Raw genomic sequence first — 17,464 nt, 5'->3', positions numbered from 1 at the left:
CCGGGTCACTGACCCCGGGCACACCGAAGGCCGCCTCCTGGATCAGGAGGCGGCCTTCGGGCTGATGGTGGAGATGGCGGGAATCGAACCCGCGTCCGATGGCGTGGAACCAGAGCTTCTCCGGGTGCAGTCTGCTGCGATTTTCTCGGCCCCAGCGATCACGCAGACATGTCGCTGACGGGCCCAGTCATCTGGAAGTCCCCGTAGCCCCGATGACGAGGGCTACGAGCAGTGGCTCTCTAGCTGACGCCAGGAACCGGGCCGAGAGCTAGCCCGGGCTGACGGACTTCGAGACTCGCTCAGGCGGCGAGGGCGAAGTCGGTGCGCTTGGAATCGGCACCTATTGGTTTGCAGAGGGCGTTAACGAGATAACTCTGCATCCTCGACCCGCTTCCTCTGGCACGACGTCCATCGTCGAAACCGATCATCCCCATGTTCAGTTGACAAGCACCGGCGAGCCGGCGCGTCCCATCATACGCGTCCAACCGGGTGAGGGTCCCCCTCTATTCCCGGCGCCGCCATGCGACGTGCGCCGCGAAGGTCAGCGCTTGCGGCGGCCGAGGCTGTCGAGGACGAGCCCCAGGCCGATCCCGACGAGCCAGATGTCCTTCGACATGGCGATGCCGTCAGGGGTCGGGCGGATGCCGTCCTCCCGGGTCGCGCCTGGCGTCCTGAGGTACATCCGGACCAGGCCGGAGGAGAACGCGGTCAGCCCCAGCCCGGCGGCCAGTGACGGCACGAACGGGCTGAGCAGCGCGACCCCGAGGGAGATCTCGGCGGTGGACAGCAGCTTGCCGAAGTCCTTGGCCGACATGTCCTTGAGCAGGGGGAAGGCTCGGGCGCCCATCTCCTGCAGGCCCGCGGCCTGCTCCTCGTCCAGGCCGCGCTTGTCCAGGCCGGAGCTGAGGATGAACGCGCCGGCGGCGAGCCTGGGCGGCATGTGCCGCAGCTTCATCGGAAGACCCATGGTCCCCTCCCGGAGTCGGAGAGGACCTCAACGTAGCCCGCCGTGCGGGCGCTGTCCTCGCGAACGCCGTCGTCAGCGGTTGACGCGCAGGCTCATCGCGCGCTGCGCCTCGCGGACGTCCTGCTTCTCGCGCAGCGCGTGGCGCTTGTCGTACTCCTTCTTGCCGCGGGCGAGGGCGATGAGGACCTTGGCCCGGCCGCGGATGAAGTAGAGCTCGAGCGGGACGACCGTGTGCCCCTTCTCCCGGCTCTTGCTGGCGAGCTTGTCGATCTCGTCCCGGTGGAGCAGGAGCTTGCGCTTGCGGCGCACGGCGTGGTTCGTCCACGTCCCCTGGCTGTACTCGGGGATGTGCACACCCTGCAGCCACGCCTCGCCGCGGTCGATCTCCACCCAGCCGTCGACGAGCGAGGCGCGTCCCATGCGCAGGGACTTCACCTCGGTCCCCGTGAGGGCCAGGCCCGCCTCGATCGTCTCGTCGATGTGGTAGTCGTGGCTGGCCTTCTTGTTCCGGGCGACCACGCTGCGCTTGTCGGCCTCCGCCTTCGCCTTCTCGGCAGCGGTGGGCTTGCGTTGCTTGGTCGGTGACACCGGGACTCCTTGGTCGTGCACGCGGACGGACGGGGCAGCGTTCCAGCCTAGACCAGCGCACCCCGGCAAGCGTTGCCCATTTCCTGCTCGGACGGCGTCGGGGTCCACCGAAATGTCGGGCCGTTCGACCCATGCGACGCCCGACGCGTCGCGTGAGGATGGCACCTGGGGGAATGACGAGGAGGGGTCATGAGTCATCAGGTGCTCTGCGGTCCTACCTCGCACGCCGTCGCCGAGGCGGCCGGGGCGATCGCGTGCGTCGTGGCCACGCCACCGACGGTCGTCGCCGTCGAGCGGCTGCACGACACGGCGTGGCCGATGGCCGACGCCGAGTCCCTGCGCGGCGTCGCGCTGCTCGAGGAGTCCCGGCTGTCGGCCGAGTGCGTCGACCGGATCGGCCGCGACCACACGCGCCTGTTCGTCGGCGTGCCGCAGCGGTGCGCGGTCGCGCCCACCCACGCGCCCGACGCCGCCGCCCCGGCCCTCGCCCGGCTGCGCTTCGAGATCGTGCGGGCCGAGGTGCTGCTGCCCGCCGCCACGGGCGTCGACCTGTCCGACGCCCTGCACGCCCTCGCTGCGCTCCTCACCGGACCGGTGAGCCACGTGACCCTGCGGTGGCGCCACGAGCTGCTCGACGAGCACCTGCTCACCTGGGGCACCCGCTGCCTCACCCGGACGCAGCTCGGCGCGCAGACGTTCTTCTTCCAGGGCGTGGCGACGCTCGGCCTGGGCCTGCTGCGCCGCGCGTCGGAGCACTGACCGACGCGAGCGCCTCAGGCCTCGGGCAGCTCGAGGACCAGCTTGCCGAAGACGTCGCCGTCGAGGAGGCGCCGGAAGGCGCGCGCGGCGTCGGCGAAAGGGAGGACCTCGTCGACGAGCGGCCGGGCGCCGCTCGCGACGAGGAAGGCGACCAGCCGGCTCAGCTCCTCAACCGTGCCCATCGTCGAGCCGGCGACCTGGACGCTGCGGAAGAACACCCGCCCCAGGTCGGCGGGCGGCATCGCCCCGCTCGTGGCACCGGCGACGGCGATCGTCCCTCCGGGGCGCACGGCGCGCAGGGAGTGGGCCCACGTTGCCTCCCCCACCGTCTCCAGGACGGCGTCGACCTGGGCGGGCAGTCGCGCCCCGCTGGGGAAGACGGCGTGCGCACCGAGCTCGAGGGCACGCTGGTTGCGCGCCTCGTCGCGCCCGCACACCCACACCTCGAGGCCGGCGGCCCGGCCGAGCACGACGGCCGCCGTCGAGACGCCCCCGCCCGCGCCCTGGACCAGCACCCGCCGGCCGGGCCGCAGGTCCGCGGCGTGGAACAGCAGCCGGTAGGCCGTCAGGTAGGCGGTGGGCAGGCACGCGGCCTCGGCCCAGGTGAGCTCGGGCGGCTTGGGCACGACGTTGCCCGGCGGCACCCAGACCGTCTCCGCGAGCGTCCCGGGGTACTTCTCCGACAGGAGCGTGCGCGCTGGGTCCAGCGTCTCGTCGCCGCGCCAGCCCGGGCTCGCGACGACGGCGTGGACGACGACGTCGCGGCCCTGGTCGTCGACCCCGGCGGCGTCGCAGCCGAGCACCATGGGCAGCCGGTCGGCCGGCAGGCCCACCCCGCGCAGGGACCACAGGTCGTGGTGGTTGAGCGCGGCGGCCCTCACGCGGACCGGCACCCACCCGGGCTCGGGCGGACCGGGGTCCGTGATCTCCCCGACGACGAGCCCCTCGAGCGGGTGGTCGGCGTCCTGACGGGCGGCGTAGGCGGCGAGCATGGCCCTACCCTGCCACGTGGGCCGCGGGGGCACTTGGCGGCTGCCTCGGCGGATGTGCGACGATAGGACACTGTTATCCCACCCGAACGGGGTGGACCGACGCACCCGGGAGTAACCATGAGCAAGCGCGGACGCAAGCGCAAGGCACGCGCCAAGGGCGGGGCCAACCACGGCAAGCGCCCCAACGCCTGAGCACGAGGGTCGGCCAGCTGGCCGGCCCTTTCGCTTGTCCTCAGCCCGTCGGCGCCGGCACCGGCGCCGCCCGTCGGGCACGAGGTGCCCTTCGCGCCCCGGCCCGAGGGCACCCGTCGACCGATCGGCCTGGGCGCCGCGGAGGACCCGCCGGCCGCAGCGGCCCGGCCGGTCCCGGACGTCAGCGGATGGTGCCGCCGCCGCGCAGGACGCCGATCTGGGTGATGACCCGCAGGCGCAGCGTCGAGGGCGCGACCTCCTGGCACGAGCGGCGCAGCAGCAGCCGGACCCTCGTCTCGGCGTCGGTCGCCTCCTGGCAGGTGGCGCACTCCTCGACGTGGCGGTGCAGGCGCGCGCTGTCCTCCACGGTCATCTCGGAGTCGACGTACTCGAAGAGGTGCTCGAGCATCTCCTCGCAGCGGCAGCCCTCGATGGGGTCTGGATGCGTCGTGTCGGTCACGGTGTCGCCTCGATCTTCATTCCCAGGTCCCGGGCGTGGTCGGCGAGCCGCTCACGAAGCTGACGCCGTCCGCGGTGCAGGCGTGACATCACCGTGCCGATCGGGGTCGACATGATCTCGGCGATCTCCTTGTAGGCGAAGCCTTCGACGTCGGCGAGGTAGACCGCGATCCGGAAGTCCTCGGGCAGCTCCATGAGCGCGTCGCGGATCTCGGAGTCGGGGAGCCGGTCCATCGCCTCCATCTCTGCGGAGCGCAGGCCCGTGGAGGTGTGGGAAGCGGCGCGGTGGATCTGCCAGTCCTCGACGCTCTCCGCGTCGGACTTCTTCGGCTCGCGCTGCTTCTTGCGGTAGGAGTTGATGAAGGTGTTGGTGAGGATCCGGTACAGCCAGGCCTTGAGGTTCGTGCCCGGCTTGTACTGGTGGAAGGAGGCGAACGCCTTCGTGAACGCCTCCTGCACGAGATCCTCGGCGTCCGCGGGGTTGCGGGTCATCCGCATCGCGGCCGCGTAGAGCTGGTCGAGGTAGGGCAGCGCCTCGACCTCGAAACGCGCGGCACGCTCGGCGTCGCTCTCGCTCGCGGGTGCGCGGTCCAGCTCACGGTCCTCGGTCATCACCCTCGAGCCTAGTCCGCCCTCACGCGGGCGCGCGCCGGAGGTCGGGCGGAGGTCGGTCTCGTGGCCGAGCGTCGAACAGGTCACGGAAGGTGTAACCCGCGAACCCCTCCCGCCATTCCGGACGTGGCGCACCACTCGCCCGGAGCACCGGTTTGCGGTAGCAATGGTCCATGAGCATCTCCCGCCGCCTTGCCCGCCCGCTGCTCGCATCCTCGTTCGTCGCCACCGGTGTCGACGCCCTGCTCCACCCGGACTCCCACGTGGAGAAGTTCCGGAAGGTCGAGCCCGCCCTGGAGAAGGTGGGCGTGCCGCCCGCCATCGCCTCCGACACCCGCATGCTCGTGCGCGCGAGCGGCGCCGTCACGGCGGTCGCGGGGCTCATGCTCGCGACCAACCGCAAGCCACGCACGGCCGCGCTCACCCTCGCCGCGATGACCGTCCCGGTGACGCTCGTCAACAACCCGGTGTGGACCGGCGGCGGCCGCGAGCGCAAGAAGGAGATGCGCCGAGGGCTGCTCACCGGCGCGAGCCTCGTCGGCGGCCTGCTCATCGCCGGGCTCGACCGCGACGGCCGTCCCTCCCTCGCCTGGCGGGCGACGAACAGCCGTGAGCACAAGGCAGCCCTGCGCGAGGTCAAGGCCGCGGCCAAGGAGAGCAAGGCGGACCTCAAGGCGAAGCTGAGCTGACCGGCGTCCCAGGGCGGCCCGCTACCCTCGGGAGCATGCCCACCCAGACCACGCCCGACCTCGCCTGGCCGGCGCCCGTCGCCGCCGGGCCGCTCGACGCCGTCGTGCCGGTCCCCGGATCGAAGTCGCTCACCAACCGGTACCTGCCGCTCGCCGCGCTCGCCGCCGAGCCCACGCAGCTGCGCCGCCCCCTCCACTCGCGCGACTCCGCGCTCATGGTCGAGGCGCTGCGCGCCCTCGGTGTCCGTATCGAGAACGTGGACTCCGACGGCCGTCCCGCCGTCGACGGGCCCGACCTCCTCATCGACCCCGCGCCCCTGCGCGGCCCCGCCGAGGTCCACTGCGGCCTCGCCGGCACCGTCATGCGCTTCGTGCCGCCGCTGGCGGCGCTGGCCGACGGCACGGTGACCTTCGACGGCGACCCGCAGGCCCGCGTGCGCCCGATGGGCGCGCTCATCGAGGCACTGCGCGACCTCGGCGCCCAGGTGGACGATGACGGTCGCGCCGCGCTGCCCTTCACCGTCCACGGCACCGGCGGCCTGCCCGGTGGCGTCGTCGAGGTGGACGCGAGCGCCTCGAGCCAGTTCGTCTCCGGCCTGCTGCTCGTCGCCCCCGCCCTCGAGCAGGGCCTGGACCTGCGCCGCACCGGTCCGATGCCGAGCCAGCCCCACGCCGCGATGACCGTCGAGGTGCTGCGCGAGCGCGGGGTCGTCGTCGACGTCACCGTCGGCGAGGACGGCGAGCCGGCCCGCTGGGTGGTCCACCCCGGCCCGGTGGCCGGCGGGATCGTCCCCGTCGAGCCCGACCTGTCCAACGCCGGACCGTTCCTCGCCGCCGCGCTCGTCGCGGGTGGCCGCGTGCGCGTGCCGAGCTGGCCGACGCACACCTCCCAGGCCGGCGACCGGCTGCGCGACCTCCTCGTGCGCATGGGCGCCTCCGTCGAGCTCGGCCCGGCCGGGCTCACCGTCGCCGGCACCGGCGCCATCGACCCGATCGACGTCGACCTCCACGACGCCGGTGAGCTCACCCCCACCATCGCGGCGCTGTGCACGCTCGCCGACGGGCCGAGCCGCCTGCGCGGCATCGCTCACCTGCGCGGCCACGAGACCGACCGGCTCGCCGCCCTCACGACCGAGATCAACCGGCTCGGCGCGCACGCCCGCGAGACCGAGGACGGTCTGGAGATCGAGCCCGGGCCGCTGCGCCCGGCGCGCCTGGAGACCTACCACGACCACCGGATGGCGACCTTCGCCGCCGTCGTCGGCCTGCGCGTGCCCGGCGTCGAGGTCGTCGACGTCGCGACGACCGCCAAGACACTGCCCGACTTCACCCGCATGTGGACCGACATGGTCGCGACGGGCGGACGGGGCTGAGGCGAGGACGATGAGCCGGTCGCGGGACATCGGCACGGACGACGAGCGCGTCCGCGTCCGCCCGTCCAAGCGGGGCTCGCGCCCGCGCACCAAGGTACGTCCCCAGCACGACGACGCGACGACCGCGCGCGTCCTCGGGGTGGACCGCGGCCGTTACACCCTCCTCGCCGACGACGGCACCCGCCTCGTGGCGATGAAGGCCCGCGAGCTCGGGCGCGGCGCCCGCAACGCCGTCGTCGTCGGTGACCGGGTGGGCATCGTCGGTGACACGAGCGGGCGGCCGGGCAGCCTCGCCCGCATCGTGCGCGTCGAGGAGCGGAGCACCGCCCTGCGCCGGTCCGCCGAGGACAGCGAGGCCGCCGGGGTCGAGCGCGTCATCGTCGCCAACGCCGACCGGCTGCTCATCGTCACCGCGCTCGCCGACCCGCCGCCGCGTCCGCGGATGGTCGACCGCTGCCTCGTCGCGGCCTACGACGCCGGGATGGAGCCGGTCCTCGTCCTCACCAAGGCCGACCTCGCCGACCCGGCGCCCTTCCTCGCGCAGTACGCCGCCCTCGAGGTCACCGCGGTCATCACCTCCGTCGTCGACGGCGAGGTCCGCGGCCTGGAGGAGGTGCGTGACGTCGTCACCGGCCACGAGTCGGTGCTCGTCGGGCACTCCGGGGTCGGCAAGTCCACCCTCATCAACGCGCTCGTGCCCGGCGCGGGCCGCGCCACCGGCGAGGTCAACCTCGTGACGGGACGGGGGCGGCACACGTCGAGCAACGCGGTGGCCCTCGAGCTGCCCGGCGGCGGGTGGGTCATCGACACCCCCGGCGTGCGCTCCTTCGGACTGTCGCACGTCGGTCCGGACGACCTCCTGCAGGCCTTCCCCGACCTCGCGGCCGTGTCCGCCGAGTGCCCGCGCGGCTGCCCCCACGAGGCCGGCGCGCTGGACTGCGAGCTCGACGCGTGGGTGGAGCGCGGGGACGCCGGGCCTGCGGGCGCCGCCCGCCTGGAGTCCTTCCGGCGGCTGCTCACCGCCCGCACCAGCCCGGACGCGCCCGAGTCCTGACCGCCCGCCTCCCGGCGCGCTTCACTTCCCGGCCGCCGCCGCACGGCTAGCGTGGACACATGCCGACGTCCCGCCTCCGATACGACGACGACCTGCGCCTGGCCCACGTCGTCGCCGACCAGGTCGACGCCCAGACGATGAGCCGGTTCCAGGCCCTCGACCTCGTCGTCGAGACCAAGCCGGACCTCACGCCGGTCTCCGACGCCGACCGCAGTGCCGAGGCGCTCGTCCGCTCCCAGCTCGGGCGCACCCGGCCGCGCGACTCCGTGCTCGGGGAGGAGTTCGGCAGCACGGGGCACTCGCCCCGACAGTGGATCATCGACCCGATCGACGGGACGAAGAACTTCGTCCGCGGGGTGCCGGTGTGGGCCACGCTCATCGGCCTGGTCGAGGACGACGAGGTCGTCCTCGGTCTCGTGTCGGCCCCGGCGCTCGGCCGCCGCTGGTGGGCCACCCTCGGCTCCGGGGCGTGGACCGGACGGTCGCTGTCCTCCGCGCGCCGCCTCCACGTCTCGAGCGTCTCACGAGTCGAGGACGCCTCGCTCAGCTACTCCTCCCTCGACGGCTGGGCGGAGGAAGGTCGGCTGCGCGCCTTCCTGGGCCTGGCCCAGCGGTGCTGGCGCACCCGGGCCTACGGCGACTTCTGGTCCTACATGCTCGTGGCCGAGGGTGCGGTCGACCTCGCCGCCGAGCCCGAGCTCGAGACCTACGACATGGCCGCGCTCGTCCCGATCGTCACCGAGGCCGGGGGCCGCTTCACCAGCCTGTTCGGCGCACCGGGGCCGTTCGGTGGCAACGCCGTGGCCACCAACGGGCTGCTCCACGACGAGGTGCTGGAGATGCTCACCGCGCAGCAGGACTGAGCGCGGAGGGCACCCGCCCGCCCTGGCCGGGCCGGACCGGGCGCACTAGGCTCCGGAGCACGACGACGAGCGGAGACCGCCATGTCCCAGAGCACGTCAACGGCCCCGGCGCCGGTCATCCTCGTCCCCGGGTTCTGGCTCGGGGCGTGGGCGTGGGACGAGGTCGCCGCCGAGCTGCGCGCCGCGGGCTGCGACGTCCGGGCGCTCACCCTGCCGGGCCTGTCCCCCGACGCGCAGGACCGGGCGGACGTGACCGCCGAGGACCACGTCGCCGCGATCTGCGCCGCGGTCGAGGCCTCCGACAGCCCGCCGGTGCTCGCCGTCCACAGCGGCACCGGGTTCTCCGGGTACGCCGCCAGCGACCGCCTCGCCGGCCGGGTCGCCGCCATGGTCTACGTCGACACCGCGCCCGGGATCGGTGCCCTGGACCCGGGCTTCACCGGGGGCGAGCTGCCGATGGACTGGGCCTCGCTGTCCGCCGAGGAGAACCTCGACGGCCTGAGCCCCGAACAGCTCGCGACGTTCCAGGAGCGGGCCGTGCCCCAGCCCGGCGGCGTCGTCCGCGAGGCCGTCGAGCTGCGCGACGACTCCCGCCGGGACGTGCCGACGACGATCATCTGCACGAGCTTCCCCGCCGAGCAGTACCGTGCCTACGCCGAGCAGGAGGAGGCTGGCTGGCTGGCCGGGATCCGCGAGCTGCGCAACGTCGAGTGGGTCGACCTGCCGACGAGCCACTGGCCGATGTGGTCGCGCCCGCGCGAGCTCGCCGTCGTCCTCGGGGACGTCGCCCGCCGCCACGGGGCGAGCCCGGCCTGACCGCCTCGGCGGAGCGCGGCCCGCGCCGCTGACCCCGGCCCGTCCCCGCCCGGCCTCCACGGCGATGTCGGAGGCGGCGGTTACCGTCGGGACATGCGCATCCTGCACACGTCCGACTGGCACCTCGGGCGCACGCTCCACGGGGTCGACCTCGTGGCGCACCAGGCTGCGTTCCTCGACCACCTCGTCGAGGTCGTGCGCCGGGAGAGGGTCGACGCCGTGCTCGTCGCCGGTGACGTCTACGACCGTGCCATCCCGCCCGTCGGCGTCGTCGACCTCCTCGACGACGCGCTGCTGCGCCTCACCGGGCTGGCCCGCGTCGTCCTCACCCCGGGCAACCACGACTCCGCCACCCGCCTGGGGTTCGGCGCCGCGATGTTCCGCGACCGGCTCGCCGTGCGCTCCCGGGTGGAGGACCTCGCCGTCCCCCTCGCGCTGCCCGCCGCCGACGGTGAGAGCGGCGCGCTGGTCTACGCCCTGCCCTACCTCGACCCCGACACCACCCGCCACCGCCTCGCGGGCCCGGAGACCGACGACGCCGGCGTGCCGCTCGTGCCCGCCCGGTCGCACGAGGCGGTCGCCGCCGCCGCGATGCGGCGGGTGCGGGCCGACCTCACCGCCCGCCGGGCCGGCGGCGAGCGCACGCCCGCCGTCCTCATGGCGCACGCGTTCGTCGTCGGCGGGCAGCCCTCGGAGTCCGAGCGCGACATCCGCGTCGGCGGCGTCGACAGCGTCCCGCTCGGTGTCCTCACCCGCAGCGGTGAGGAGAACCCGGACTACCTCGCCCTCGGTCACCTCCACGGGCCGCAGCGTGTCGGGCCGGGGCTCGACCCCCAGCGGCCCGGTCCGCTCGCCCGCTACTCCGGGTCCCCCCTCGCCTACTCCTTCTCCGAGATGAACCACGCGAAGTCCAGCGTGCTCCTGGACCTCGGGCCCACCGGCGTCGAGCACGTCGAGCTCGTGCCCACTCCCTGCCCGCGCCGGCTCTCGGAGGCCACCGGCACCCTGGACCAGCTCCTCTCCCCCGCCTTCGACGGTCAGGCGGAGGACTGGGTGCGGGTCGCGGTCACCGACACCGTGCGCCCGCGGGACCTCTACGCCCGGGTCAAGGCGCGCTTCCCGCACGCGCTCGTCGTCCAGCACCGGCCGACCACCCCGTTGACCGGTGGCCCGGCGCGGGCGGTGACCGCCGCGCGCGACCCCCTCGAGGTCGCCGCCGAGTTCGTCCAGGACGTCACCGGCGCCGCCCCGACGGGGGCCGAGAGCGCGGTGCTGCGGCAGGCCTACGAGGCCGCGCTCGCCGCGGAGAGGAGCGCCTGATGCGCATCCACCACCTCACCGTGGAGGCAGTCGGCCCGTTCCCCGGGCGCCACGAGGTCGACTTCGACGAGCTCTCCGCCGGCGGGCTGTTCCTTCTCGAGGGACCCACCGGGGCGGGCAAGTCCACCCTCATCGACGCGATCACCTTCGGCCTGTACGGCACCCTCGGCTCCCCCGCCCGCGACGACCGCCTGCCCTCGGCCCACGCCCCGGGCGCCGAGCCGGTCGTCGAGGTCGTCTTCTCCACCGGCGAGGGCATCTTCCGGGTCCGCCGCACCCCGGCCTACGCCCGCCCGAAGCGTCGCGGGGAGGGCACCACCCGGCAGAACGCGACCGCCCGGCTGTGGCGCCTGGAGTCCGTGACCGACGACGCCGGTGAGCCGGTGGCCACGACCACGCAGGAGGTCGGCACCGAGGTCCGCCGCATCGTGCGCCTCGACCGGGTCCAGTTCAGCCAGACCGTCGTCCTGCCCCAGGGCCGGTTCTCCACGTTCCTGCGGGCCAAGCCGGACGAGCGCGCCGCCGTCCTCCAGGACGTCTTCGGCACCGAGGTCTACCAGCGGGTCCAGGAGCAGCTGGTCGACATGGCGCGCGAGGCGAGACGCGAGGTCGCGGCCGCCAAGCAGGACGTCACCACGGCCACTGCGAGCCTCGTCCACCTGCTCCCCGACGGCGACCCCGCCGGCGAGCAGCTCACCCGGGCTGCCGAGGAGCTCGACTCCACCGCCCTGGAGTCGGCCGCGGCGCAGGTCGTCGCCCACGCCGAGGAGGAGCTCGCCCGCGCCGCCGCCCGTCAGGAGGCCGAGCGGGTCGCCGAGGAGGAGGCCCGACGTGCCGTGGACGCCCAGCGCGAGCTCGAGCGGCTCGTCGAGCGGCGGGCCCGGCTGCTGACCGAGCAGGCCGCCCTCGCCGAGCGGGAGCCCGCGGTCGCGGCGCAGCGTGAGGAGCTCGCGGCCGCCCGCCGGGCCGCCGTGGCCGCAGGCGCGCTCAGGGCCCAGGCCGAGGCGCAGGAGGCGGTGGAGCGCGCCCGGGCAGCCGTGGAGGACGTGTGCGGCGCAGTCAGCGCCGGGCCGGACTCCGACCTCGGTGAGCTCGAGCTCACCGGGCTGCGTGCCTTGCTCGACCAGCTCACCGGTGAGCGCGGCGGCCTGGTCGACCTCGTCGACCTCGAGGCGGGCCTTCCTGCCCGGGAGGCCGCGCTGACCCGCGAGGAGACCGAGCTCGACCGTCGGCGGACCGCGCTCACCGAGCGGTGTACCGCCCTCACCGCCCGGCCCGAGGAGCGCCGGCGCCTGGAGATCGCCCTCGACCACATCCAGCGCACCGCCCTGAGCGTGCCCGCGGCCGAGGCTGCCGTCACCACCCGGAGGGCGGTCCGGGACGCCGCCCGCGACGCCGAGGCACGGCGCGGTGAGCTCGCCTCGGCGCAGGCGGCGGTCACCGTCGCCGCCAAGGCGGCCGGCGAGGCACTCGACGTGGAGCACGCCGCGCGCCGTCGCTGGATCGCCGGCATGGCGGGCAGCCTGGCGGCCGAGCTCGTCCCCGGCACTCCCTGCGCCGTGTGCGGCGGGACCGAGCACCCCGCCCCCGCGCCCCGCTCCCCCGAGCACGCCACCGAGGAGGACGTCGAGGCCGCCGCCACCGGGCGGCAGCGGGCAGAGGCCGCGCTCGCCGCGGCGCGGGAGGAGGTCGCCCGCGCACAGGCACGGCTGCGCGCCGCCGAGGACGCCTGCGGTGGGCAGCCGCTGCCCGCCGCGGAGGAGGCGCTGACCATCGCCCAGGCCGACCTCGCCGACGCCCGTGAGGCCGTCCGGCTCGCCGAGCTCCGCCGGGCCGAGCTCGCCGCCTTCGACGAGGAGACCGAGCGCCTGCGCGAGCAGGCCGCCCGGGAGGAGACCGCCGTCGCGGCGGCCACGGAGCACCTGCGCGGTCTCCGCACGTCGCTCGAGGCCGACCACGCCCGCTGCCGCCGCGCCGCCGCGGACGCCCCGACCGTCACGGCCCGGGCCCACCGGCTCGACGAGCGCCTCTCCGCCGCCCGCCGGATCGTCACTGCCCGTCAGGCCCAGCACGAGGCCCGCCGGCGCCGCGAGGACGCCGTCGCAGCGCTCGAGCGGGCGCTGGAGGAGACCGGCTTCCCCGACGCCGCCGCGGCGACCCTCGCCCACCGCAGCACCACCCGGACCGCCGAGCTGGAGCGTGCGGTCACCGAGCACGACTCCGCCGCCGCCCGCGTCCGGGACGGCCTCACCGAGCCGCAGGTCGCCGCGCTCACCGGCGCGGAGGTGCCCGCCCTCGAGGCGGCCACCGCCGCCCACGCCGAGCGCCACACGGCGCTCATCGCCGCCACCGAGGAGGCAGGGCGGGCGAGGGACGCCGTGGCCCGGCTGGGCCGCTGCCGGGTCTCGCTCACCGGCGTCCTCGACGCGCACCGGACGCTCACCGAGCGCACCGCCCCCGTGCTGCGCATGGGCGAGCTCGCCGCCGCCGGGGAGGGCAACGCGCGCGCCACGACGCTCTCGACCTACGTCCTGCTCCGCCGCTTCGAGGACGTCGTCGCCGCCGCCAACGACCGCCTCACCGTCATGTCCGACGGCCGCTACGAGCTGCGCCGCATCGACGAGCGCGAGGGCCGCTCACGCAAGGCCGGTCTCGGCCTGGCCGTCCACGATCACGTCACCGAGGCCTCCCGCGACCCGCACACCCTGTCCGGCGGGGAGACGTTCTACGTCTCGCTGTGCCTGGCGCTCGGGCTGGCGGACGTCGTCACCAGCGAGGCCGGCGGAATCTCGCTGGACACGCTGTTCGTCGACGAGGGCTTCGGCTCGCTCGACCCGCACACCCTGGACGGGGTGCTCGGTGAGCTCAGCAGGCTGCAGGCCGGGGGCCGCGCCGTGGGGATCGTCAGCCACGTGAGCGAGCTCAAGGACCGGATCGCCGAGCGCATCGAGGTGCGGCGTCTGCCCTCGGGCGCCTCGACCCTCACCGTGCGGGCCTGAGCCGCGCTCAGCCCTTGAGCTCGCGCGCGAGCGCCTCGCGCTCGACGATGTCGTGCCACAGGAGGTCGTGCTCGGCGGCCTTGTCGATCGCCTCGTCGTCGGTGAGCGCAGCGGCGACGTCGGGCTCGGCGTCGGCGTCGTCGACGTGGATGCTCACGACGGCGTCCCACGGGACCGTGGCCCGGACCTCGACGGCACTGGGCAGCTGGTCGTCCCCTTCGCTCCACGGGCGCGCACGCTCGGGCACGACGACGGTGGCGTCCGGGACGTCGGCCGCGAGGACCACCCGGCGCGGGAGCGCGGAGGACGCGGCGCGCAGGTGGGCGATGCTCTCGTCGGCCGCGGCGAGCAGGGCTCCGGCCTCCAGGCCCTCGTCGTCCTCCTCGGGCAGCGCGCGGCGCAGCTCGGTGGTGACGGCGTGCCCCCAGCGCGGCGGGACCCCGGCCGGGCGGCTGAGGTCGGCACTCGTGGCCGGCAGGTAGATCCGCATGGCGACATTGTTGCCCACGACGCCGGGAGATCCGGGCATCCCGCGCCGGGGGACGCCGCTCAGCGGACCGCGCGCCGCAGCACCCGTCGCCCGCGGCGGGCGCGCTCCGGGGCCCCGGTGAGGCGCCCGGCGAGCTCCTGGACCGCCGACCGCGCCCGGCTGCCGTGGGCGACCTCGGCGAGCGTGGCTCCCTGGAGGACCGCCCGGTCCAGGGCCGCCCGGTCGTCCGGCACGAGCAGCGGGTCCATCACCCCGGCGAAGCGGGCGAGGGCCTCCACGACGGCCTGCTCCGGGTTGGCGCCGGCGGCCGAGCCGCGCACCCGGTTGACGACGACCACCCGGCTCGCGTGGGGCGCGCAGACCTGGGCGTCGGAGAGCTCCTGCAGCGCCGTGACGAGCCGGTGCATCCCCACCGGCTCGGCCGCACCGACCACGACGACGACGTCCGCGGCCGCGAGCGCCGACAGCGCCGCCTGGTGCCGCCGCGGTGCACCGAGCCCGCCCACCGGTTCGTCGATGCCGGCGCCGACGTCGACGACGACCCACGCCGCCGTCTCCCGCGCCTGCTCCCACACGACGTCGAGGGAGGCCGCGGGCAGCTCGCGCCAGCGGTCGGCCCGGGTGAGGCCGGTGAGGAGCCTCAACCGCTCCCCCAGCCGGCGGGTCACGCCCCGCATCGTCCCGGCGTCGAGCCGACCGTCGCCGGCCAGCCGAGCCGCCGCGGCGATGCCCGCCGTCTCGTCGAGCACCCCGAGGACCTGCGTGACGCTCGGGGCCTCGGTGTCCGCGTCCACGAGGAGCGTGGGCTCGTGGGCGGCGAGCTCGGCGGCGAGGTTGACGGCGATGCTCGTGCGTCCCGGGGAGCCGCGCGGCCCCCAGACGACGACGAGCCGACCCGTCGTCGCCGGAGCGGGCGGTGGTGGCTCCTCCTCGACCGGGTCGGCCGCCGGCTCGCTGTGGACGAGGTCGCCGACGACGCGCGCCCACTCCTGCGCGCCGTCCTCCGCCGCGACCACCGCCGTCGCCCCGAGCGCGCGGCACCGGGCCGTGTCCGGCGGGGCGGCGACGAGGACGGTGCGCACGCCGGCCGCGGCGAGCTGACGGAGCACCGGGCGGTCGAGGTCGGGGAGGTCGGCGGACAGGACGGCGAGGGAGCCGAGGCCCGCGAGTCCGGCGGCGAGCACCTCCGGCACGTCGGCGCACCGCCGCACCACCCGCAGCCCGGTGTCCGGGGCGTCGAGGAGGGAGACCAGCTCGGCCTCCTCCGGTCCGGTGAGCGCGAGCAGGACCCCCGCGGTCACGGGCCCGCGCCCGGGACCGGCACGACGACGATCTCCCCGTCCCCGGCGACGGCCGCGAGCACGTCGGGCAGGTCGTCCTGCGTGACGAGGACCTGCACGGCCGATCCGCCCGCGGCGGCGAACAGCGAGTCGGCCTCGAGGAGGTCGGAGACGACGAGCCGCTCGGCGAGCAGCCGGGGCTCCTCGGGCTGCGCCTCGAGCCCGGTCGCGGCCACGGCGGTGTGCCACAGGTCGACGACGGCGCCCTTGGCGACGCCGCTCGGGGGCGGGCCTGGCATCGACACGACGACGGGGCGCAGCGCGACGTCGGCGGCGCTGCCCACCGCCGAGGCCGGGACGAGCTCCCCGGCCCCGACGACGCGGGTGACGACGGCGTCGGCGGGCAGGTCGGCGCCGGCGGCGAGGTAGGTGTCGCCCAGGCCGTCGGGCCGCACGGCGTGGGGGCGCAGGTCGGCGGCGGACAGGAGGTCCCCCGGGGCCAGGGTCTCGACGGCGACGAGGACCTCCGTCGTCCGGTCCGCCCGGGCCACCGCCCAGCTGCCGAGCGTCACCGACGCGGCGACGAGGAGGACCCCCACCCCGAGCCGCGGGTCACGCCAGGTGGGCCTCCGCAGCCGCTGCACGCCGTCGTCGCTCATCGCACTCCCTCCCGTGCTTGGGCCCATGGTGCCCGCTCGGCTCGGCCCGCGTGCGCGTTCTCCACAGGAATTCCGGCCCGGGACACCGTCCACAGGCTGCGGCGGTGCCGACGGGCACGGTGAGACACTGTGCCCATGGCTCGCTTCCTCACCCTCGCCGACGTCGCGGAGGAGCTGTCCATCTCTGTCGCGCAGGCGCGCACGCTCGTGCGCACTGGCGAGCTGCCGGCCATCCAGGTGGGTGGCCGCGGCATGTGGCGCGTGGAGGCCGTCGTCCTCGAGGACTACATCCAGCGCCAGTACGCCAAGACCCGCTCCGCGGTGGCGGGCGGGCAGGAGCTCAGCGACTGACCGGTGCCGTGCGCACCGTGAGGACGTGGGCGAGCGCGAGGGCGACGCCGTCGTCGAGCTCGACGTGGTCCGCCGCCACCCGGACGAGCCGCCCCGCGTAGTCCCCCGCCGTCGTGCGGACGACGACGGGCACCTCCTCCCGCGCCAGCGCGCGCAGCACATGGGTGAGGCGCAGCCGCCGCTCGACGACGGGCGCCTCCGGAGCCGCGTGACCCAGTGAGCGCACCGCCGCCACGGCCGAGGCGGGGACGAGCACGCGCCGTCCGCCGTCGGCCAGGAGCAGCCACTGGACGGCGGCATCCACGACCGTGCCGGCGACGTCGCTGCCGTCGCGCAGGCGGACGGTGAGCTGCCCGCCCAGGCACGCACGCAAGCGGTCCGCGAGGGAGACCTGCGCGAGCTCGGCCTCGGCGAGGTCGAGCACCTCGTCGTCCTGGAGCCTGCGCTCCGCGTGGGCGAACTGGCTCTCGAGGTCGTCGAAGAGGGACTCCCAGCGCATCGCCCCACGGTAGTGCCGCCGCCCGTCGCGTCCACAGGTTCCGGCCCCGCCCTGGACAACCTTTCCCGCTGGGCGTACACATGTGAGCCACAGCACATCAAACGCTGTCAAACGACATCAACCGCACTCATCAGGGGCCAACATGGGACTGCTCCGCCTCGTGCTCGTCGCGGCACTCGGCGCCGTCGGCGCGGCGCTGCTGGCCCAGCACACGGCCGCTCTGCTCGCCGGCGGCGTCGGCGGGGTGGACGAGGCGGTCGCACTCGGGGCGGCAGCCACCGGCACGCTCGTCGCGGCGTGGTACGCCCTCTCCGCGAGCGCGGCGGCGCTGGCCGACGCGGCGCGACTCTCGCGGAGGGCGCCTCGGCTCGCCGCGGTTCTCGCCGCCGCCGTCCGGCGTTACGGGGCACCCGCGGTGCGGTGCGCGGTGGTCGCCGGAGCCGGGATCGGCCTCGGCGCGCTGCCCGCGACGGCCGCGCCCGAGGACGTCGTGCCCCAGGAC

19 protein-coding genes and 1 other RNA gene are annotated in these 17,464 nt (G+C 75.3%); 10 read left to right on the top strand and 10 right to left on the bottom strand.

Annotation, left to right across the window (positions count from 1 at the left end; translation table 11 throughout):
- Positions 1 to 65: 65 nt before the first annotated feature.
- From ssrA to smpB, 3 genes are all read right to left on the bottom strand, one after another.
- Positions 66 to 432, bottom strand: a transfer-messenger RNA (tmRNA) gene (ssrA, locus tag FHE66_RS13500).
- Positions 433 to 541: 109 nt separating this feature from the next.
- Positions 542 to 967, bottom strand: a complete 426-nt coding sequence (locus FHE66_RS13495) for a hypothetical protein (protein ID WP_139073499.1) — start codon at positions 965 to 967, stop codon at positions 542 to 544.
- A gap of 72 nt (positions 968 to 1,039) precedes the next feature.
- The gene (gene smpB / locus FHE66_RS13490) at positions 1,040 to 1,555 is read right to left on the bottom strand and encodes an SsrA-binding protein SmpB (RefSeq protein WP_255303749.1); all 516 of its coding nucleotides are present in this window, start codon (positions 1,553 to 1,555) and stop codon (positions 1,040 to 1,042) included.
- A gap of 189 nt (positions 1,556 to 1,744) precedes the next feature.
- Here smpB and FHE66_RS13485 point away from each other — a divergent pair, with 189 nt between their 5' ends.
- Positions 1,745 to 2,314, top strand: coding sequence for a hypothetical protein (locus FHE66_RS13485; protein ID WP_139073497.1), 570 nt, complete (start codon positions 1,745 to 1,747; stop codon positions 2,312 to 2,314).
- A gap of 14 nt (positions 2,315 to 2,328) precedes the next feature.
- Here FHE66_RS13485 and FHE66_RS13480 read toward each other — a convergent pair whose 3' ends face one another.
- The 3 genes from FHE66_RS13480 to FHE66_RS13470 all read right to left on the bottom strand — a co-directional run bounded on the left by FHE66_RS13480 (position 2,329) and on the right by FHE66_RS13470 (position 4,656).
- Complete coding sequence (locus tag FHE66_RS13480; protein WP_139073496.1) at positions 2,329 to 3,306, bottom strand: zinc-binding dehydrogenase; 978 nt, start codon at positions 3,304 to 3,306, stop codon at positions 2,329 to 2,331.
- A 373-nt stretch (positions 3,307 to 3,679) separates the two neighbouring features.
- Positions 3,680 to 3,958, bottom strand: a complete 279-nt coding sequence (rsrA, locus tag FHE66_RS13475; RefSeq protein WP_139073495.1) for a mycothiol system anti-sigma-R factor — start codon at positions 3,956 to 3,958, stop codon at positions 3,680 to 3,682.
- Complete coding sequence (locus tag FHE66_RS13470; RefSeq protein ID WP_304364102.1) at positions 3,955 to 4,656, bottom strand: sigma-70 family RNA polymerase sigma factor; 702 nt, start codon at positions 4,654 to 4,656, stop codon at positions 3,955 to 3,957. Before FHE66_RS13470 ends, rsrA begins: the two co-directional genes overlap by 4 nt.
- Before the next feature lie 86 nt (positions 4,657 to 4,742).
- Here FHE66_RS13470 and FHE66_RS13465 point away from each other — a divergent pair, with 86 nt between their 5' ends.
- From FHE66_RS13465 to FHE66_RS13435, 7 genes are all read left to right on the top strand, one after another.
- Positions 4,743 to 5,258 (top strand): DoxX family protein, encoded by a 516-nt coding sequence (locus FHE66_RS13465; protein WP_139073493.1) that lies wholly within the window; start codon positions 4,743 to 4,745, stop codon positions 5,256 to 5,258.
- Positions 5,259 to 5,293: 35 nt separating this feature from the next.
- On the top strand, positions 5,294 to 6,631 hold the full coding sequence (aroA, locus tag FHE66_RS13460; protein ID WP_139073492.1) for a 3-phosphoshikimate 1-carboxyvinyltransferase: 1,338 nt from the start codon (positions 5,294 to 5,296) through the stop codon (positions 6,629 to 6,631).
- A gap of 10 nt (positions 6,632 to 6,641) precedes the next feature.
- Positions 6,642 to 7,685 carry a ribosome small subunit-dependent GTPase A gene (gene rsgA / locus FHE66_RS13455; protein ID WP_139073491.1) on the top strand — a complete coding sequence of 348 codons (1,044 nt, stop codon included), beginning with the start codon at positions 6,642 to 6,644 and terminating at the stop codon, positions 7,683 to 7,685.
- A gap of 59 nt (positions 7,686 to 7,744) precedes the next feature.
- Entirely contained in the window at positions 7,745 to 8,548 is an 804-nt protein-coding gene (gene hisN, locus FHE66_RS13450) for a histidinol-phosphatase (protein ID WP_139073490.1), read from the top strand.
- Between the two features lie 81 nt (positions 8,549 to 8,629).
- Entirely contained in the window at positions 8,630 to 9,364 is a 735-nt protein-coding gene (locus tag FHE66_RS13445) for an alpha/beta fold hydrolase (protein WP_139073489.1), read from the top strand.
- A 93-nt stretch (positions 9,365 to 9,457) separates the two neighbouring features.
- The gene (locus tag FHE66_RS13440) at positions 9,458 to 10,684 is read left to right on the top strand and encodes an exonuclease SbcCD subunit D C-terminal domain-containing protein (RefSeq protein ID WP_139073488.1); all 1,227 of its coding nucleotides are present in this window, start codon (positions 9,458 to 9,460) and stop codon (positions 10,682 to 10,684) included.
- Entirely contained in the window at positions 10,684 to 13,683 is a 3,000-nt protein-coding gene (locus FHE66_RS13435) for an AAA family ATPase (RefSeq protein ID WP_139073487.1), read from the top strand. Before FHE66_RS13440 ends, FHE66_RS13435 begins: the two co-directional genes overlap by 1 nt.
- Positions 13,684 to 13,690: 7 nt before the next feature.
- Here FHE66_RS13435 and FHE66_RS13430 read toward each other — a convergent pair whose 3' ends face one another.
- Genes FHE66_RS13430 through FHE66_RS13420 form a run of 3 tightly spaced genes read right to left on the bottom strand, consistent with a single transcriptional unit; the run spans position 13,691 to position 16,112 of the window.
- A complete protein-coding gene (locus tag FHE66_RS13430) occupies positions 13,691 to 14,173 on the bottom strand; it encodes a hypothetical protein (protein WP_139073486.1) in 483 nt (160 codons plus the stop codon).
- 59 nt (positions 14,174 to 14,232) lie between these two features.
- Complete coding sequence (locus FHE66_RS13425; RefSeq protein WP_139073485.1) at positions 14,233 to 15,474, bottom strand: hypothetical protein; 1,242 nt, start codon at positions 15,472 to 15,474, stop codon at positions 14,233 to 14,235.
- Complete coding sequence (locus FHE66_RS13420; RefSeq protein ID WP_139073484.1) at positions 15,471 to 16,112, bottom strand: SAF domain-containing protein; 642 nt, start codon at positions 16,110 to 16,112, stop codon at positions 15,471 to 15,473. Before FHE66_RS13420 ends, FHE66_RS13425 begins: the two co-directional genes overlap by 4 nt.
- Positions 16,113 to 16,247: 135 nt before the next feature.
- Between FHE66_RS13420 and FHE66_RS13415 the strand changes: the two genes are divergently transcribed.
- A complete protein-coding gene (locus FHE66_RS13415) occupies positions 16,248 to 16,463 on the top strand; it encodes a helix-turn-helix domain-containing protein (RefSeq protein ID WP_176554785.1) in 216 nt (71 codons plus the stop codon).
- Here FHE66_RS13415 and FHE66_RS13410 read toward each other — a convergent pair.
- A complete protein-coding gene (locus tag FHE66_RS13410) occupies positions 16,453 to 16,962 on the bottom strand; it encodes a hypothetical protein (RefSeq protein WP_139073482.1) in 510 nt (169 codons plus the stop codon). The two genes, FHE66_RS13415 and FHE66_RS13410, sit on opposite strands and share 11 nt — an antisense overlap.
- Before the next feature lie 142 nt (positions 16,963 to 17,104).
- Here FHE66_RS13410 and FHE66_RS15645 point away from each other — a divergent pair.
- The coding region (locus tag FHE66_RS15645) for a hypothetical protein (RefSeq protein ID WP_218013733.1) at positions 17,105 to 17,464 on the top strand (360 nt) is incomplete at its 3' end.

The sequence above is a fragment of the Georgenia sp. 311 genome (assembly GCF_006151955.1).
Classification (GTDB): Bacteria; Actinomycetota; Actinomycetes; order Actinomycetales; family Actinomycetaceae; genus Oceanitalea; species Oceanitalea wutianyii.
The sequence above is the reverse complement of the archived record's forward strand: the minus strand, read 5'-3'. Positions and strand labels throughout refer to the sequence as shown.

Excerpts from the sequence above, each read along its gene's own strand:
- FHE66_RS13465 (WP_139073493.1), top strand. The coding sequence starts at position 4,743 with ATGAGCATCTCCCGCCGCCTTGCCCGCCCGCTGCTCGCATCCTCGTTC.
- FHE66_RS13480 (WP_139073496.1), bottom strand. The coding sequence starts at position 3,306 with ATGCTCGCCGCCTACGCCGCCCGTCAGGACGCCGACCACCCGCTCGAG.
- FHE66_RS13445 (WP_139073489.1), top strand. The coding sequence starts at position 8,630 with ATGTCCCAGAGCACGTCAACGGCCCCGGCGCCGGTCATCCTCGTCCCC.
- FHE66_RS13415 (WP_176554785.1), top strand. The coding sequence starts at position 16,248 with ATGGCTCGCTTCCTCACCCTCGCCGACGTCGCGGAGGAGCTGTCCATC.
- hisN (WP_139073490.1), top strand. The coding sequence starts at position 7,745 with ATGCCGACGTCCCGCCTCCGATACGACGACGACCTGCGCCTGGCCCAC.
- aroA (WP_139073492.1), top strand. The coding sequence starts at position 5,294 with ATGCCCACCCAGACCACGCCCGACCTCGCCTGGCCGGCGCCCGTCGCC.
- rsgA (WP_139073491.1), top strand. The coding sequence starts at position 6,642 with ATGAGCCGGTCGCGGGACATCGGCACGGACGACGAGCGCGTCCGCGTC.
- FHE66_RS13435 (WP_139073487.1), top strand. The coding sequence starts at position 10,684 with ATGCGCATCCACCACCTCACCGTGGAGGCAGTCGGCCCGTTCCCCGGG.
- FHE66_RS13420 (WP_139073484.1), bottom strand. The coding sequence starts at position 16,112 with ATGAGCGACGACGGCGTGCAGCGGCTGCGGAGGCCCACCTGGCGTGAC.
- FHE66_RS13440 (WP_139073488.1), top strand. The coding sequence starts at position 9,458 with ATGCGCATCCTGCACACGTCCGACTGGCACCTCGGGCGCACGCTCCAC.
- FHE66_RS13410 (WP_139073482.1), bottom strand. The coding sequence starts at position 16,962 with ATGCGCTGGGAGTCCCTCTTCGACGACCTCGAGAGCCAGTTCGCCCAC.
- FHE66_RS13430 (WP_139073486.1), bottom strand. The coding sequence starts at position 14,173 with ATGCGGATCTACCTGCCGGCCACGAGTGCCGACCTCAGCCGCCCGGCC.
- FHE66_RS13495 (WP_139073499.1), bottom strand. The coding sequence starts at position 967 with ATGGGTCTTCCGATGAAGCTGCGGCACATGCCGCCCAGGCTCGCCGCC.
- FHE66_RS13485 (WP_139073497.1), top strand. The coding sequence starts at position 1,745 with ATGAGTCATCAGGTGCTCTGCGGTCCTACCTCGCACGCCGTCGCCGAG.